The following is a 17,945-nucleotide window of genomic DNA, read 5'->3' as shown; positions in this document are numbered from 1 at the left end:
CCGGAGATGCTTAATTTCGGTGATGTGATTGCTGCCTTCCGTTACACAGAGAACGTCGGCTTCCAAGATCAACAGAATTTCGGGGCTTATAACCTTCACATCCATTATATTGCGGCCTGGTATCCCTTCCCCCCAGCTTCACATTCGGTCTGTTACCAGACAGGGTGTGGGGTTCAGTTCTGAGGTGGCGGCTAGCCTTTCCTCATGCTGGATTTGCACCAGCTGGCGACTACGAACTTTGCTCGGCGCGCCTGTGCTCTCTGTGTACTGGTATGAAAAAAAAGAACAGCTTCAACCGGTAAAAACGATAAAACAATGCAATATTTTTAATATAGATTTATCAACTTTTTAACTTTTCAAATTAATCTTTTAAAATAATGTAAAATGTAATTCGGATTTTCGATTTCAAATATATAGCTACAGCTAATAATTGCGGCCAATAAGGATGCTATCGTCCCTATTTACTAAGTTTTAACCGCAGTTTTGTTAACCGAATACCCTGCCTCACAGAGTATTCCAATCATATCATCAATACTAAAGTCTGGTACTGGAATAAATTTTGGAAGCTTGAAATTCTTTTGTTTCATTTCTTCTTCCGAATACATTTCTTTGAACATTAGCAGATGATGTATGATACTTACAAGTTTTCTAGCAAGTGCAACAATTGCTTTTTTATGGCCTTTTTTTGCTTTAATTCTTTCATAAAAAAATCTGAGCTTATTCGGTCTTCCAATAGCAATCGAATTAGCAGCCAGAACAAGAATTGTTCTTAAGAACTTATTTCCTCTTTTTGTGATGTGGCCGTTTGAAGATTTTCCAGCGGATTCATTTATTGCTGGAGCCAGTCCACTCCAACCTACAAGTTGTTTAGGTTTAGAAAATTCTTCTATGTTACCGATTTCAGCCATTACAGCAGCTGCTGTCGTAAAACCTACACCTGGAATGCTCATCACTATTTCCATTTCTTTTTGCAATCCGTTTAGATTTTGATTGATCTTTGAGTCGAATTCTTTAATTTTCTGATCAAGAAATTTAATTGAATCAATACATTCCTTTATAACAAATATGTCATTCTGGCTCAATTCTCCTTTCAGAGAGTCCTTTATTTCCATTTTCTTAATTTTTATTCTTTTATCCTTGATCTCAGCAAGTGTTTGATCAATAGTTTTTCCATTCAGTATCCCGTTCAAGATAATTATTCCAGACTTCCCAAAAATATCTGACAGAACTCCAGAAACATGAATGCCAGCTCTGGATAATACTTTATGAACTCTGTTTTTGAACGAAGTCTTTGCCTGAGTTAATTTTACATGAGACCTTGTCAGTTCCCGTATTTCACGAATTTCTTTTGGAGGGATATATGATGGTTTTATTTGACCATTAAGACAGACCTCAGCTATCCATTCAGAATCGATGTCATCATTCTTTCGTCCGGGAATATTCTTTATCTGTAATGGATTCGCAACTATTGTTTCAACTTTGCCTTCCAATAAGGTATATGTTGGAATCCAATAAACTCCAGTTGATTCGATCGCCACTCTCTGACATTTGCTGTCTAATAACCATTCTCTCAGATTCAGTAAATCTTCTATACATGTACTGAATCTCCTGGTATCTTTGGTACCAGCCAGATCAAGCATTGTTGCCACTAAAAATGCTTGATGTATATCTATTCCACAAGCTTTTTCTACACGTATATTCATAGATTATTCACCTCGATTTGAGGGTTCTGGTATGAGCAGAGAACGAATTATGGGGAACATCCTGGTATTCGTACTCTAAGTACATTCATTTATTCGAGGGATGTTAACCAGACTCTGTGACGAGTTTAATACTCAAGGACGCATTGGTCTGCTCTGCTTATACCAGATATATTAATAAAACAGGGCAACCAATATTAATTTTTTCATGTTCATTTATGAACCGCAGTTCATAGCTGACTCTGTGGTTGATTTTCCTTGTGATGAACCATTTCTCCAGAATAAATTGAAAAAATCTCGCATTTTGGTTTAAATTTTTAGTTTATATATAATTAGATAATATATTAATTATTAAATGTTAAAAATGAGTGTATTTTCGCGTTTTTTATAAAATACATAAAAAACATATATACAAGTTTATATTTTAAAACCATGTTCAGTAAAATTATTTTGCAATTACTAAAAAGGGTATGGAATAAGGGCTATGAGAGGTTATTTAAATGATTTTAATATGAAACTATTCGCAGGATTAAAAGTATGGAGAAACCTTCACCATTATGTATGATTTATGAAATGTTTTTAATTTGTTGTCCAGATTTTTGGGCTTCAGTTCATTAACAATTATTCTAAAAAAGGAATGGAGCAAGTTGGTGAATAACCATAATAAGCCGTAATAATACGTATTCATAAGTATTCATACGTATATTTTTAGAAAAGTATTTATTATTATATCTTATTAGAGAATGTAGTGATAAAATGGAGAAACAAAAGGCAACATTATTTGTTGATAAAATAATATATCAAAAATATAAATCGTTGTGTAAGAGGTACGGTTGGATTGTTTCTAAGCAATTTGAAAATTTCATGGTCAGAGAATTAGAAAAAGAGGGAGAAAAAATTAGGCAGTGAGATTCATGGTTGAGAAAATAACAAAAAATCACGAAGTGGTTACGACAGAACAAGAAAAGAAAGAAGGATATATTAAAGATTTTATCTCTGGCGATTGGGTTAAAGATAAACCAGAAGAACAAGTTAGACAAATATATTTAAAAAAGTTAGTAGAAGAATACGGTTACGACGCTAAAAATATCAAAACCGAGGTATCAATTAAATCTGGGCAAACAGAAACTAAAAAACCTGCTGATATTGTAATTTTTGATGGAAAGGGATTTGATCCCGGAACACACGCTTATATAATTGTTGAAGTTAAACGAAAAGATAGGAAAGATGGAAAAGAACAACTAGTAAGTTATGTTAATTCAACAACCGCCGAGTTTGCAGTTTGGTTTAACGGTAGAGAAATTGCTTATTATCAGAGGTTCAGAGAACCTCGACATGAATTTATAGATATTCCAGACATTCCAAAACAAGGTGAAAGTATTGAGGATGTAGGTAAATATTATAAAAAACAATTAACTGCGGCTTCTGAATTAAAATCCACATTTGAAACAATACACAATTACATCTATGCAAATGAGGGGCTTCTTAAAGACAAAGTCTTTAATGAAATGCTGAAAATAATTTTTATTAAGTTAGTAGATGAAAAATTACCAAGCCCTAAATGTGAATTTAGAATTACAAAAAATGAGATGGAACAGCTTGAGATGGGGAAAGGAAAGGAAATTATTAACAGGATAGAAAATTTATTTATTGAAGTTAAAAAAAGATATTCTGACGTTTTTGGCAATGCAGAAAAACTAAATTTGAAACATGTTACTATTGGTTTTGTTGTTTCACAACTTCAAAAATATTCATTAACTGCAACACCTGCTGATGTCAAAGGAACTGCATTTCAAACTTTTGTTTATGCTCATCAAAGAGGGGATAGAGGAGAATTCTTTACGCCGAAGCCTATTTTAGATCTGGCGGTTGAATTCTTAAACCCTAAAGATTTTGAGGACTTAATTGACCCTGCATGTGGCTCAGGTGGATTTCTGGTTTCAACAATGAATTTTATTAGAGAAAATATGAGACAAACACGGCCAGATTTAGATGAAAAGGACATTGCCATGGCAATAAAAGATTATGCAAGGCCACATATTCGTGGAATTGATTTCAATCCTGATTTGGCAAGAGTAACAAAAATGTATATGATTTTAAATGATGATGGTCATACAGGAGTTTTTAGCGAAAATTCTTTAATTGATTGGAATAGTCTCAATGAAACTTCGCTTCGAGCACAAGCAGGAATAATCAGAAGAGAATCTTTTGATATTTTAATGACGAATCCTCCTTTTGGAACCAAAGGAAAAATTACGAGTAAAAAAATTTTAGAACAGTTTGAATTAGGCTATAAATGGGAGAAAAAAGAGGGCGAATTTAAGAAGGAGACCAAGTTACAAAATGGACAAGTTCCAGATATTCTATTTATTGAGAGATGTTTAGAATTCCTAAAACCCTATGGTAGGATGGCAATAGTTCTACCCGATGGAGATTTAACTAATACAAGTTTAGATTATGTACGGAATTTCATTGATAAATACTCAAGAATTGTTGCTGTTGTTTCTTTGCCACCGGAGACTTTTATACACAGCGGTGCAGGTGTAAAAGCATCTGTAATTTTCCTTCAAAAATTACCCGAAACGGAATTAAAAGATTTGAAAGAAAAAAATTATACAATATTTACCGCCGTTATTGAAAAAATAGGATATGACATAAGAGGAAGAACGGTTTTCAAAAAAGATGAAAATGGAAATATTATTAAAAAAGAAGTCGATATTTTAAATCATGACGAGACAAAACAAAAACAAAATCTTCCAGTTATAGATACAGATATTCCAGATATAATCGAGAGATTTAACAAATTCAAAAACGAAGAAAAACTTAATTGGTAGTTAATATGACAAGTTCAATTGTAGCATACCAAGATTTTAAAAAGGATATGAGATTTGATGCAGAGTATTACCATACTGAAAAATTAAATGCTGAAAAAAATCTTCAAAAATTCTTTTATACAATTGAAGAAAATTTTACACCGATAAGAAAAATAGAGGCCATTCAGAGTGATAATGAGTATTTAGTGATGGATTTAGAAAACATCGTAGAAAATAGGATAGATGATGTTAAATCATTAAAGGGTTGGGAGGTCGGTAGTACAAAAAAAACAATAAAAAAAGGGGATGTTATAATTTCAAGATTGCGGTCATATCTAAAACAGATTGCTATTAATTATAATTATGAAAAACTTCTTGGCTCAACTGAATGTATTGTTTTAAGGAAAAAAAAAGATTCCAGAATTAATAAAGAAGTTCTTTTTGTTATTTTATTATCCAATGAAGTGCAAAATATCCTAAAATGGAGTCAAGAAGGCTCAAATCATCCGAGATTTTCACAATCTTTATTATGCAAAATAAAAATACCAATCCCATCAGAAATCACTCAAGAAAGAATTGTAGAATTAATAACAAAATCAAATGAATACTTCATTTTAGCAAATAGAAAATATAAAGAAGCTGAGAGGTTTTTGATGACTGAATTAGGGATTCAGGATTTTAAAGTTTCTTCGGAAAAAACAAACACAATAAAATATTCTGATTATAAAAATAGCTTAAGGCTTGATTCGAGGTATTATCTACCAAAATATGAAGATACTCTTCAAATAATTAATAAATCTGGGTATGAAACTTTAACTGTTTCAGATATATTGGTTGAACCAATAAAAAGTGGAGCTACTCCATTGGCAGGAACTAATGCATACATTGAAAAAGATTATGGTATACCATTTTTCAGAATAGTAAACATTAAAAATTATCAACTTATCACAGAAGATCTACTTTATATTCGTCCCGATATCCATAAGACAACATTAAAAAGGTCACAGATTAAGCCCGGTGATGTTTTATTCTCTATTGCCGGAACTATCGGTATTTGCGCCGTAGTCCCAGAAACGATTAAAGAAGGGAATATAAACCAAGCTTTAGCAATTCTAAGATTAAAAACAGATTTTAATCCTTATTTTGTATCAATATATTTTAATTCTATAATCGGTAGATTGATAAGTGAAAAAATAAGCCGCCCGGTTGTTCAATCTAATTTGAATCTTACAGAACTTGGTACCTTAAAAATACCATATTTCCCAAAGGTAACCCAAAATAAGATAGCATCTTTGGTCCAAGAATGCTTTAAATTAAGAAAAGAAGGTGAAGAATTAATTAAGAATGCCGTAAATGAAATTGAAAACTTAATAGAGACTTAGACCCCGCATTCCGTACCTTAAGTATATTTAGAAATCTATTTTTACCAATAGCGATAATTAGCGAACCTCAGTAGCATATTGTAAAATATATATTATAGAGGGGATGATTGATTAATGAACATTTCTGCATATAGAGCTGATTATTTGCCCTTATTAGGGCAATTGATGAACCAGATGAAACTACCTCAAATAATTAATGAAGCGGTAACAAAACCAAACAGTCAAGCAATAGTCGATGCTGGCACAATGATTTCAGGTATGATCTTGAATCTTTTATCAGATGCCAAAATAAGGCTATATCGCTTGTCTCATTTTTTTGAAGATAAACCAATGCCATTGATATTTCCCTGGAAACCAGACATTGCTCCATCCAATTTCACCGAAGAACGTTCAGGCAATGTTCTTGATGAATTCTATCGATCCAATCCTCAAAAAATATTCTCAATGCTGACACATGGCAACATAAAATTATACAATATTAATACAAGCAGCATTCGGGTCGATACAACAAGTAAAAGCTTTTATGGAGCTTATGAGACAAATAAGCCAGAGCCTGTTGATATTACTCAAGGTTTCAGTAAAGATAAGCGGCCTGATCTGAAACAAATAATTTTCGGAACTGCAACGTCTTCAGATGGAATTCCAATTTTGGGAGAAGTAATGTCTGGCAATACTTCTGATATGAAATTCAATAACGGCTGGATAAAAAAAGTGCGTCAGGCTTTAGAAAAAAATGATGATGATTTCTTGCTCTATACAGCCGACAGTGCAGCCGTTACTGAAGATAATCTCAAACTATTCAAAGAATACCATATAGATATGATTTCCCGTTTGCCAGAGCGATACGATCTTGCAGAAGGGCTAATAGACCAGGCAATTATGGCTGGCAACGGACAGAGATAGGCACTTTAAGCGATGGAAAAAAGGCAGCAACCTATAAATCCATTGGTTTTGAAAGGGAATTATGTGGCGATAGATACAGGTTTGTAGTGTTTCATTCAAGTTCACTTGATAAAAGAAAATTAAAAACCATGAATTCTAAAATTGAAAAAGAGAAACTTGAATTGATCAAAAAATCAGAAGAGGAAAGTAAGAGAGAGTTTTTTTGTGAAGCAGATGCCAGAGCAGAAATTGATAAGTTCCAAAAGGAAAATAAGTCCAAATTCCATACGATTACATCTGAAATTATTGAGGTTGAAAAAACCATTAAAAGAAATAAGAGAGGACGTCTTAAGAATGGCGAAATCCCGTCTAAAGAAAAAAGATTTCTTGTGAAATTCGAATCTAGCCAGGATGTCACAGCTTGCAATCGTGAACAGGAGAGGTGTGGTCTTTTTGTTTTGATTACTACTCTTAAAGATATGGAAAAATATCCTGATCGGGAGATTCTCTCTCAATATAAAGGACAGCAAGCAGTTGAAAATGTTTTTAAGTTTATTAAAGATCCAACCTTGGTTGGAGCTTATTGCCTGAAAAATCCTGAACGAATTGTTGCTTTTGGTTATATTCTTTTAATGGCTGCTCAGGTCTATACAATTCTGGAAAGAGTCGTAAGGAAGAATCTGGAAAATCCGGATGAAGAGCCAGTGGAAGGGCTTAATCGACAGAAGACAAAAAAACCAACAGCTTATGCGATAGAATATGTTCTGAGTGCTATTCTTGTCATAAGAGTACAAAAAAAGAAAAGTGAAGAATGGATACTATCTAAAGAATTGAATAAAAATCAGAAGAGAATTTTGAACTTGGCGGGATTTGATGAAAGGATTTACTGTAAATCGGTGAATAATTAGTAATGAGGAAATGGAAAGGTACGGAATGCGGGTTAGACTAATAAGGGTAAACAAACATTTGATTTTGTCATGTCTTCATTCCTAAATTACACGTCAATCTAATAGCTACGCAAGCTGTCACCAGGGGCAGGGAGATCCACTGCATGACTTGTTTTACAATGGCACAGCATATCGTTTTATCTCAAAACTACATATATTCCTAAATTATGCGCAGTTTTTTGAGGCTGATCTTTTAATCCTTTTAGCCCCTAAGATTTGTGTTTCTCGGTTACCTTCAGCGATTCTTTTGGTTTTTATCATACTCTTTCAGGAAATAGCGGCATGCTCATCGCTGGTTTTGAAATAAAGCATATACATATGGCCTTGGCTTACCCGAAGGCATATAATATGTATAATCAAAATGTTCAAGTAGGCTAAAATCCTCTCCCAGGAATTTTGCAAGCATATTCTGGTCATAATTTTTAACATCCAGACCGCTGCACTTTTTTGCTCCCTTTAATGAAAAAGCAGCGATAATAACATAACCCCACCTTTTTTAATCGCTTTCTTCAGTGTGGATAAATACATTTGCTACTGGTGTTTCTTCTAATAAGAAATGCAAAACAGCCCTGTCATGCCGCATCGCAGGCCAGTAAGAATCCCTGGGGTTAAATCTTTTGGGTGATATACTTCTATCCCACCCTTTCCTTTTATTCTCACTAGGAAATCTTTATCGTCCATAGATACGAGGACTGCATTATGTTTTAGCGCAGTTTCAAGATAAAGTGAATCTGTTGCATACGTTCCGCTCCCGTATAACCTGCGCTGGTGCAGAAATGATCCTCACATATTTCCCATATAGAAAACATTCGCATCAATGAAAATTGGTTCATCTCGAATCATATTTAAATACCAATCGCATAAGTACTCTTTAGATTGACATGAAACATAAATTGTTAAACTTCAGTGTGATCATCGAACAAGATGAGGATGGCATGTACATTGCAAAAGCACCCGACATCAAAGGTTGTTATACGCAGGGTAGGACCATAGACCAGGCTATGGAGCGCATTAAAGAGGCGATACAGGTTTGTATTGAAGCCGACAGGGAAGAAGAGATTACACCATTAAAATTCATTGGAGTGGCGCAGTTAGAGGTCAAAGTATGACAAGGCTCCTTCCCGTTTCTGGAAAGGAGATGTGTAAAATTCTTGAAAAGCTTGGTTTTAAGAAAATCCATCAGGTGGGAAGCCATGTCAGATATGTTCATTTCGATGGCAGGAGAACTGTAGTATCGGTTCATGGAAACGAAGAACTTAGTATTGGGCTTATCAAAGAAATAATGAGACAGGTTGAATTATCAAGAGAAGATTACGAGAAATTGAGGAATGAAATATGAACTGTGAGCAGTCACTATAATCATATATTAGGAAAGAATGAGCGCACATGGCCAGGTTTCGATGTAAGATATATCGCTGCTGGCTCATCGGGCATTCTTCTTTTTTTATTTGGCTGCCGTTTTCCAGATCTGTATCTGCTCATCTATGGATGCAATCTTCTCGATTATTTCTCCATTTGCCATAATTCTTAATTTTCTTTTCCTGATTTAAATAGTTGCTTCAGCTCTATAAATATCAACATTCATTTCTTTATCTTCTCTGCCCCATTCTCAGCTTTATGATCGCATCGGGTACAATCTGGCGAACTGAACGGTTCGAGATCCGTGCCGCTCAGCCTGCTTACAAAAGAACGAATTTGTGTTTCTCGGTTATTTTGTGCGGTGCTTAGTTTTTTATCATACCTTGCAGAAAATAACAGCACTCCCATCACTTTTTTTGAAATAAAGCATATACATACGGCCTCGGCTTACCCGACGGCATATAATATGTATAATCAAAATATTCAAGCAGGTTAAAATCCTCTCCCAGGAATTTTGCAAGCATGTTCTGGTCATAATTTTTAACATCCAGACCGCTGCACTTTTTTGCTCCCTTTAATGAAAAGGCGGCGATAATAACATAACCACCTTTTTTAATCACTTTCTTCAGTGTGGATAAATACATTTGTTGCTGGTGTTCTTCTAATAAGAAATGCAAAACTGCCCTATCATGCCATACAGCAATATCTCTTAAATTTTGGATATGGATTGGCTGAGTAATATCATCTGCTATCCATCTCACTACGGAGGCTTTTTCTTTACCCAATCTTTCTTTTAGCTTGTTCAAAGCAATTTCACTAATATCAGTAGCAATGATATTTTTAAATCCCTGATCAACAAGATAATCGATAAATGTTGATGCGCCTGCCCCCACATCCAATATTGGTTCATCTTTATTAATGTTGCATCTGGATAGTAATTTTATAGACGGTGCAGGGATTTCTTCGTACCATGTCAGCTCATCCGGATCTAATGCCCCATAAATTTCATTCCAGTGTTCTTTAATTGAGGTATTCATCTTTATCTTCCCCGATATTTTCTTTCTTAATAATCAATTATATCTTGTTTGATGAAGGCGAAAAGATAGAGTAGCAGGGATTAAGCACCTAATTTAAACGATGTTTCGAAAGAGACTGAGGCTACTAAAGACTTTAAGTGCTTAACCCTACTCCATATTTAACATGGTTATTCTACTATTAATATTTTTGCTTATATTATATGACATATATAGTTATTATACTCATAATGATATATTGAATATTTGCACTCATTGAATTCACAAGGAAAAAGACAGGAACATCTATTGTCGCTATAAAACATATTTAAGTTAATTTTATACGGTATTAGAATTAAATACTAATAGTATAGTTATTAACTATCAACAGAAATTGGGAGGCATATTAAATATGAACGTGAATGAAGATTTGGAAACTCCGCCTGGACTCATATCAAAAGTCGTTGTATCAATAATAGTTTTTTTTGGCTTGTTAATTTTTGCAATAATTTATGTTGCATTTTTCGCTTCATCATTTAGCCTTTTTCAGCAGATTGCTGTTATCCTGATCGCCTTACTTGTGGCGACAACGATTCTCGGGGTTATGTGGGTCTCCTGGGGGATGAAGTATGGCAAAGAATGGAAAGAAAAAGGCTGTAAATAATTGCTATCAGCGATCTGCATTTTTAGAAGTTGTCATCATTCAGCGTACCATTAATACAGAAATAACAATACAAATTACAGTTATGATTATAAAGAATACCTGGATTAAGGTTTCAGAAGCTAAAAAGGGATTCTCAGGATGCAAGACCCTTCCTGCATTTAACAAAAGAACCCATACCGAAATAGAAAGACCCAGCCCAAGATAAGTTACTATCCCTTCAATTGCGGTCGAGATAAAATAGACACTAATAGATATAAAGAGAATAATGATAGTTGCTTTAAACCTGGGTTCGCTCAACAATACTCCACCCCATGCAAGTTTTGATGAAATACTTCCAAGAACAAAAGATGCAAACCAGAAAATAATAGCTGTTTTTTCCAGGGCAAACAGCAATGAAATGCTTGATTTTCCTTTCCTGAAAAATAAAGAAAGGCTCACGGCGCCAACAACGGAAAATATAAGGAGCCCTGTTAATGTTACAGCCCCATGAAGATATATTACTTTCAGGATCGAGCCAAGCTGCTTATCATCTGGCGCCACAGCGATCAAAAATACAAGTACAAGGATACACAGAATGATATTTAAGGAATATCGCCTTGATATCGGATTCATAAAGCTTCTTAATGAAGAGCGCAGCTTTTAACATTTTCCTGTGATGGTTAACCTCATGCCATTGGGATTTGCGATTTTGTTCTGTTAAAAGCGAAGAATTAAATATGGAGTTTACCATCCACTCACATATCGAGATATGGTCGTCAAACGATAAACGTGTGAAGGCAACATCAAGATAATAAATGTAAATACAGAAATAAAGAGTAAAAAATGAGTAATGCCAGGGACGAATATAAAATAAATCTTTTGAGAGACATACATCTGGACGAATGCATTTGCAGGGATTGTGGTAATAAGTTTAAAGGGCTGCCTGTTCGTTATATTGAATGTCCTGCATGTCGTTCCACAAACATATCAAAACTCCCCTAGAGTTCTTTGTCCTTTCTCTTCCTCCAGATTTGCAACTCTTATCCCAACCCGCCGAAGAGCGACAGGATGTTCCGCAAGGAATGCTTTCACAAGTTCATGGGCGTGGTCTCTGATCGTTCCGGGATCTTTTGCGGATGCGGAAAGTGTATGGCTCTTAGTATGGATTTTGAGGTCCTGAGAAATAGCAATAAATGAGACTGACCTAAAACTGAGCTTCCTTGCTTGCAGTTTCATATGAATATCATTTGAAAGTTGATCGATCGCATCATATATCGTATTCAAGTCTTTAGTATTTTCCTTCAATGTAATTATCCGTCCAATCTGTCCTGTACCTGAACGCTCCTTGACGAGTGAATCATCGATCCCCTGGGAAGCCTGTTTCAACCAGATACCTTTCGCATGTCCGAACTCCCGAATAAGTTCATCAGCTGTGAGTTTAGATAAATCTGCGATATTTTTCACTCCAAGTTCGTTCAATCTTTCTCCTGTTTTTTTACCAACACCAACCAGGTCAGTGATCTTAAGAGGTCCCAGGAACTGCAATACTTCTTCTGGCCTCACAACAGTCAGACCATCGGGTTTATTGTAATCAGATGCAACTTTGGCAATAAGTTTATTAGGCCCGATCCCGACAGAACACGTCAAAGCGACTTTCTGTTTTATCTCATTTTTTAATTGTACGGCAAGCATTTTTGCCCCCTCAAAATCATTGACTTTTTCTGTCAGGTCACAAAATGCTTCATCTATACTTTCCTGCTCAATTTTTTCAGAATATTCTTTCAATACCTCCATCACATCATCAGATATCGTACGGTAAAGTTCCATATTTACGGGTAAGAATATTGCCTGTGGAGCTATTTTTTTTGCAAGGCTGATCGGTATTCCCGCTTTTACACCTAACTTCCTGGCTTCATAATTACTCGTACTTACGGCCCCGGAGTCCCCGCCACGCCCTGAATAGACGCAGATGACAACGGGCTTTCCTTTTATCTCCGGATGCTCCCTCTCCTCGCATTGGGCAAAGAAGTAATCCATATCAACATACAGGATAATCCTGGATTTCATTTCATTGCTTGACATGGATCATCCTTATTTTTTCTTTTTCTTCTTCTCCCCAGATTCACCATAAGCAGTCTCAATCGCTTTCCGGCTGATCTCCTCATAATATTTCTCCATCTTTTTATTGAAATCTTCCTTGCTATCCCAGAACTGCGGCGTCCCCAGGCGCTTTATTATTGCAGCGGGCACATAGGGACTGGATATGTTGACTGAAAACGATTCGAGTTCCCCACCTCCCCAGAAACCGTCTGTTGATAGAGGTATCTCTTTTGGGTTTTCAGCCTCTTTCTGCGGTTCATGTGGTTTTTCATCCCCTACCCGCTTTTGGCGAAGTGAAACCGTGATCTCCTCTTTTGTCCGCCCCCTCAGGTTAAAAAGCATGAAAGGATCGCGGTCAAATTCTTCTGCCAGAATGTAATAAACTGCTGCTATATGCTTGCATGGATTTGCGCTGTCAGGGCATGAACAGTCAGTTTTGATATCTTTAGAGGATTCGGGAAACAGAGGCACACCCGCAGCTTTAAAAGCCTCTTCGATATTTTGCGGCATTTCACCGGCCAGCAATTTTGCTGCAAATATCGCCTTCCGGGCCATCTCTTCTGTGGCTTTTGCCCATGCTTCGCCTGTGAGCGGTTTTATTTCTATTATGACAGAATATGGTTTAGATACCGAACCCTGCACGCGCGCTGTGACTTTTCCGGGCGTGAGCTTAAAATCAAGTACCTGCCCGCCTCTTGCATATCTTCTCCCTCTTTCAAGCCTGTTGCTCCATCCAAACGATTCAAGCACAGAAACCCAGCGCTTTGACCACCATGTGTCGCCAATGCCGCCCCGCTTGCTTTTTGCTTTTATACCGCCTTCCACTTTTATGGGTTTTGAAGCAGTGTAGCCGCCCCAGAAATTATCGCGCCAGGCCATTAAATCCTCCTATATTACTCATCAGCCACCGCCTCGCGTCTCAGTGTGAATAATTCCTTTAACTGCTGCGTGGTCATCTCTGTCAGCCATCCTTCACCAGTGCCAATGATATTCTCTGCAAGCTCTTTCTTTACCTCTATCATCTCATCTATCCTTTCTTCAAGCGTCCCGTCGCAGATGAACTTATGAACCTGTATGTTCTTTGTTTGCCCGATACGAAAAGCCCTATCTGTGGCCTGGTTCTCAACTGCAGGATTCCACCACCTGTCAAAATGGAACACATGGCTTGCACGCGTAAGATTTAGACCCACACCACCTGCTTTTAACGAGAGTATGAAAATCCTCGGGCCATTTTTTTCCGAGAACCGCATGACCATCCGGTCCCTTTGCTTCTGGTTTACTCCACCATACAAAAAGAGCACCTCCTGCCCGAAAACTTTCTGGAAATGAGCTTTTAGCATACTGCCCATTTCAGCAAACTGCGTAAATATGAGAACTGAATCGCCTTCTGCAAGCACTTCTTCAAGCATCTCTGTTATCCGGTTCAACTTTCCTGAGCGTTCCGGGATGGAAGAGCCATCGCCAAGGAACTGCGCCGGGTGGTTGCAAACCTGCTTAAGCCTCATAAGAGCAGAAAGCACAGCACCTTTTCTTTCGATTCCTTCAGAATCCTCGATCTTTCTTAGCATGTCCTTGACAACCGCCTCATAGAGTGTAGCCTGCTCCTTTGTGAGGTTGCAGTGTTCCTTGATCTCGATCTTATCAGGGAGATCTTTGATGATAGAAGAGTCTGTTTTCAGGCGGCGAAGCACGAAAGGCGTGACAATGTTACGCAGGCGCGATCCAGCTTCTTTATCATTATATCGCTCAATCGGAAGAGCAAAAGTCCTTCTGAAACCAGCAGTAGAGCCAAGATAACCCGGATTAAGGAATTCCATGATTGACCATAGTTCACTCAACCGGTTCTCAACAGGCGTTCCAGTAAGAGCAACGCGATATCCTGCTTTTATCCGCCTCACGGCCTGGGATTGCCTGGTTGACGAGTTTTTGATGTTTTGCGCTTCATCAAGTACCACCCCATTCCATTCAACCTTATCGAGCACATCCTCATCCCTGTAAGTAAGCGCATAAGTGCTTATCACAAGATCGTAATTGAGAACATCTTTAATGAATTCTTTCTTCTTTCGGCTAATACCGTGATGCACAAGGACGCGAAGCGAAGGAGCGAACTTCTTTGCTTCCCGCTGCCAGTTCCCGACCACAGAAGTAGGACATATAAGGAGTGTCGGCCTTTCGTTTCCCTCTCCTTCTTCCTTATCCTTTAATAAAAGAGCAAGAAGCTGAATTGTCTTCCCAAGCCCCATATCATCAGCAAGGCATGCCCCAAGCCCGTATTGTCTCAAAAATGCCAGCCATGAAAAACCTTTCACCTGATATGGGCGCAGTTTTCCTGAAAAGCTATCAGGCTGCTTCATTTGTTTTATTCCTTTGCGCCCTGATAATTGTTCGAACAGGGAAGACAGGCTTCCTTTTGCCTCAAATCCTGCGATCGCAAGACCTGTTTCGGATTCGCTCTGTCCAATACTAAGCTTCATGGCTTCACTCAACTTCATTTCACCGGAATTTTTTGACCTGAAGAATTTTATTGCGGCATCAATTTCATCTTTTTTGAGCTCCACCCATTGCCCACGTATGCGTACAAGAGGCTCTTTGAGGCTTGAAAGTTGTTGAAATTCTTCTTCGCTAATAGCCTCACCTCCAAGTGCCAGCTGCCAGTTGTAATTTATTATTGAATCAAAAGTAAATATCCCCTTTCCAGTCTTTGGCTCACGCTTTGGTTTTACGTTCAATTTTATCCCAAGCTGTGTCTTTGCTGCTCCTTTATTCCACCATGGAGGAATAAGAACACCAAAACCGCTTTCAGATAGCAGGGGCGCCGCCTCTTTCAAGAATGTATAAGCCTGCTGTGTTCTGAGTTCTGCTGCAACAGGTCTTGCCGTGTTCAGGCTATCTTCGATCGGAGGGAATAAGCGTGAGGCTTTTCCCAGGTCAGCAAGAAGCTTTTCCTGCGGGTGGTCGAATTTTCGTTTCAGGAATGAAAGCGTATCGCGAGATTCTCTCCAAACGTCATCTGCCGGAACAAGAAGGCTCGGGTCATCCGATGCCTGGAGGAAATACCGAAGGCTCCAGCCATCATCAACATCTGGTGCAGGCGGATCGAGACGAAAACATGTGCGAAATCCGGATCTTTCTATTTCATGAATTGGTCCGCTCCATGATCTTATTCCTTCAGACAGGTTTTTTAGTCCATGTATATTGGTTTTTATGGGTCGGCCTGTTGAAAGGGATTCTAACCATGCTGATGAGACACCTGATGTTTTAGACTGGATTTCAGAAATGGGGATCCATCGCCGGATGCATGCGTCAATTGTCGTATTTAAGAAATCGGATATTAACGTTTCGGGATGATTTTGTGATCCGGATCCATTGAGGAGGATCGATCTGCAAACAGGCGGCATTCCGCCGGAAAGCATTGACATCCGTTTCATATCGTCCTGGTCATTGAGCACATACTGCCATCGTGCAAAGCTCTGACCATTATCGATGGAAAAAAGTCCCGGAACAAAATGCTGTTTTGACATAAGTTCCATTGCGAATTTTGAGACTTTGCTCCAGAACCGAAAATCCGTGCCGATGGCAAAATCGTCCCCTGTCCATAAACCGGAAAGCATTGTTAAAAGTGAAACAGCATCATCCGGAGGAAGGCTTAAACCGTCTATTTTCCATGCTGCAAGAGCGACTTTCCCGTTTCCGTTTTCACTATCATCTTCCTTGATCAGATCGGGGGAAGCCTGTGGAGAATTTAAAATTGATGGAAGTGTTATGAATACGTTATCTTTCCGCGCTTTTTTAATGACGCTGTTTGCAGGGTCAAGTGATGTGATTATTTTCAGGATATCATCCTTTGAAGCCTGAAATGGATGAGAATGCTCTATCCTGGCCCCGGGATGTCCTCTGCTCTTTAGTTTAGCTGATGTTGAGGTCTCACCCCATAAGAAGAAATTCCCCCGTTCCTCCAGTGAAGCAGCTGATTTCCACGTTCCATGTAAGACTATCATTGAATACAAATATACTCATATGTTTATTGTAATAAATGTTTGTTTTTTTTATAAATTAATTAAAGCCGTCGAAGGGATTTGAACCCTTGATCTGCTGATTACGAATCAGCCGCTTTACCGAGCTAAGCCACGACGGCATAAAGTGTGGGTATATTGGTATTTTCGTCTAAATAGTTTGCCTTCATATTCGCATAATTTTATAAGTATAAAAAACAATGAAAAGAATATGCTAGATATATTGAAGATATTGTTCTGTACGCCTTTTTTAATATATTCATGTTATTCAGATATCAAAACCCGCCGCGTTACAAATAAATTATGGCTGATGATGCTTGCAGGCGGATCTTTTTTTATTGCTTATGACATCTGGTTTTACGGGATTTATTATTTATTCTATATGCTTATTTCTACAGGATTGATCTTCATTTTTGTGTATCTTTTATTCCAGATTGGTGTATTTGGGGGAGCTGATGCAAAATCACTTATCGTTTTATCTTTATTCTTTCCATCATACCCGGACCTTAGTTTATTCGGATATGATTTTCCTCTCAATGAACCCTTACCGCTATTCAGTAATTTATTTGCATTCGGGATATTTGAGAATGCAGTGCTTCTTACGATCGTTGTTCCTTTGATCCTGGCGATTTATAATGTTTCAAAAATGGGTCTGCATATCGACAAACCATTATATGCCTTCATAGGTTATAAAACCAGGATCAGCGAACTTTCAAATAAAAAGCACATTAGAATGATCGAGGGGTTTGAAAAGACAAATGACAGTATCAAATTTTATTTTAAACGGGGCGGCTTAGAAATTGATGATAATGTGATGAATGAACTTAAGAAAATGTCTGATAATGGTTTTATCAAAGATATATGGGTCACACCTGGTTTGCCGTTCATGATACCAATAACACTGGGTTTCTATGTATCGATATTTTATGGCGATTTGATAACTGAATTAACAAAATATATTATTTTACATTAACATTTTATAATTATGAATATTTTAATATATTAAATAATTTTTGAAAATAGGTTGAAATAAGTGAGCATAGCGACTTTCTACAGTTCCCGAGAGTTCGCACATCTTAGTACAATGTAAAAC

General features: G+C 37.3%; 16 protein-coding genes and 1 tRNA gene. 10 read left to right on the top strand and 7 right to left on the bottom strand.

The genetic code is table 11. The annotated features are described in order from the left end of the window. Window positions 1-183, top strand: a 183-nt coding sequence (locus CL181_RS20790; protein WP_217993041.1) for a hypothetical protein, incomplete at its 5' end; no start/stop codon positions are given. 281 nt (window positions 184-464) lie between these two features. Here CL181_RS20790 and CL181_RS00685 read toward each other — a convergent pair. Further along, entirely contained in the window at window positions 465-1,703 is a 1,239-nt protein-coding gene (locus CL181_RS00685; protein ID WP_097297325.1) for an IS110 family transposase, read from the bottom strand. Between the two features lie 753 nt (window positions 1,704-2,456). Here CL181_RS00685 and CL181_RS19960 point away from each other — a divergent pair. The 7 genes from CL181_RS19960 to CL181_RS00655 all read left to right on the top strand — a co-directional run bounded on the left by CL181_RS19960 (window position 2,457) and on the right by CL181_RS00655 (window position 9,063). Next, window positions 2,457-2,609, top strand: a complete 153-nt coding sequence (locus tag CL181_RS19960; protein ID WP_176504988.1) for a hypothetical protein — start codon at window positions 2,457-2,459, stop codon at window positions 2,607-2,609. Between the two features lie 5 nt (window positions 2,610-2,614). Further along, complete coding sequence (locus CL181_RS00680) at window positions 2,615-4,534, top strand: N-6 DNA methylase (RefSeq protein ID WP_097297324.1); 1,920 nt, start codon at window positions 2,615-2,617, stop codon at window positions 4,532-4,534. 5 nt (window positions 4,535-4,539) lie between these two features. Then, window positions 4,540-5,895 (top strand): restriction endonuclease subunit S, encoded by a 1,356-nt coding sequence (locus CL181_RS00675; protein WP_097297323.1) that lies wholly within the window; start codon window positions 4,540-4,542, stop codon window positions 5,893-5,895. Between the two features lie 114 nt (window positions 5,896-6,009). Beyond that, window positions 6,010-6,798: an IS1634 family transposase gene (locus CL181_RS00670; RefSeq protein WP_097297322.1), complete on the top strand. Its 789-nt coding sequence runs from the start codon at window positions 6,010-6,012 to the stop codon at window positions 6,796-6,798. Continuing rightward, window positions 6,693-7,685 carry an IS1634 family transposase gene (locus CL181_RS00665; RefSeq protein ID WP_141398744.1) on the top strand — a complete coding sequence of 331 codons (993 nt, stop codon included), beginning with the start codon at window positions 6,693-6,695 and terminating at the stop codon, window positions 7,683-7,685. Before CL181_RS00670 ends, CL181_RS00665 begins: the two co-directional genes overlap by 106 nt. Before the next feature lie 920 nt (window positions 7,686-8,605). Next, a complete protein-coding gene (locus CL181_RS00660) occupies window positions 8,606-8,833 on the top strand; it encodes a type II toxin-antitoxin system HicB family antitoxin (protein ID WP_097297320.1) in 228 nt (75 codons plus the stop codon). Beyond that, complete coding sequence (locus CL181_RS00655; RefSeq protein WP_097297319.1) at window positions 8,830-9,063, top strand: type II toxin-antitoxin system HicA family toxin; 234 nt, start codon at window positions 8,830-8,832, stop codon at window positions 9,061-9,063. The genes CL181_RS00660 and CL181_RS00655 overlap by 4 nt, the downstream gene beginning before the upstream one ends. A 427-nt stretch (window positions 9,064-9,490) precedes the next feature. On the opposite strand, the gene CL181_RS00645 is transcribed toward CL181_RS00655, so the two are convergent. Continuing rightward, window positions 9,491-10,120, bottom strand: coding sequence for a class I SAM-dependent methyltransferase (locus tag CL181_RS00645; protein ID WP_097297317.1), 630 nt, complete (start codon window positions 10,118-10,120; stop codon window positions 9,491-9,493). A gap of 388 nt (window positions 10,121-10,508) precedes the next feature. On the opposite strand from CL181_RS00645, the gene CL181_RS00640 reads away from it, so the two are divergent. Then, window positions 10,509-10,760: a hypothetical protein gene (locus tag CL181_RS00640; RefSeq protein ID WP_097297316.1), complete on the top strand. Its 252-nt coding sequence runs from the start codon at window positions 10,509-10,511 to the stop codon at window positions 10,758-10,760. Between the two features lie 39 nt (window positions 10,761-10,799). Here the strand turns inward: CL181_RS00640 and CL181_RS19650 are convergent, their stop codons facing one another. The 5 genes from CL181_RS19650 to CL181_RS00610 form a co-directional block, all read right to left on the bottom strand. Continuing rightward, complete coding sequence (locus CL181_RS19650; protein WP_141398743.1) at window positions 10,800-11,372, bottom strand: hypothetical protein; 573 nt, start codon at window positions 11,370-11,372, stop codon at window positions 10,800-10,802. A 354-nt stretch (window positions 11,373-11,726) separates the two neighbouring features. Further along, complete coding sequence (dinB, locus tag CL181_RS00625; RefSeq protein ID WP_097297313.1) at window positions 11,727-12,821, bottom strand: DNA polymerase IV; 1,095 nt, start codon at window positions 12,819-12,821, stop codon at window positions 11,727-11,729. 9 nt (window positions 12,822-12,830) lie between these two features. Further along, window positions 12,831-13,718 carry an SWIM zinc finger family protein gene (locus CL181_RS00620; RefSeq protein ID WP_097297312.1) on the bottom strand — a complete coding sequence of 296 codons (888 nt, stop codon included), beginning with the start codon at window positions 13,716-13,718 and terminating at the stop codon, window positions 12,831-12,833. A gap of 14 nt (window positions 13,719-13,732) precedes the next feature. Then, window positions 13,733-16,837: a DEAD/DEAH box helicase gene (locus CL181_RS00615; RefSeq protein ID WP_217993040.1), complete on the bottom strand. Its 3,105-nt coding sequence runs from the start codon at window positions 16,835-16,837 to the stop codon at window positions 13,733-13,735. Between the two features lie 63 nt (window positions 16,838-16,900). After that, window positions 16,901-16,974: transfer RNA gene (locus CL181_RS00610), tRNA-Thr, on the bottom strand. An 89-nt stretch (window positions 16,975-17,063) separates the two neighbouring features. On the opposite strand from CL181_RS00610, the gene CL181_RS00605 reads away from it, so the two are divergent. Continuing rightward, window positions 17,064-17,825, top strand: a complete 762-nt coding sequence (locus CL181_RS00605) for an A24 family peptidase C-terminal domain-containing protein (RefSeq protein ID WP_097297326.1) — start codon at window positions 17,064-17,066, stop codon at window positions 17,823-17,825. Window positions 17,826-17,945 lie beyond the last annotated feature (120 nt).

The sequence above is a fragment of the Candidatus Methanoperedens sp. BLZ2 genome, assembly GCF_002487355.1.
In the GTDB taxonomy this organism is placed as follows: Archaea; Halobacteriota; Methanosarcinia; order Methanosarcinales; family Methanoperedenaceae; genus Methanoperedens.
Note: the sequence above shows the minus strand (reverse complement) of the source record. Positions and strands in the feature narration are given on the sequence as shown.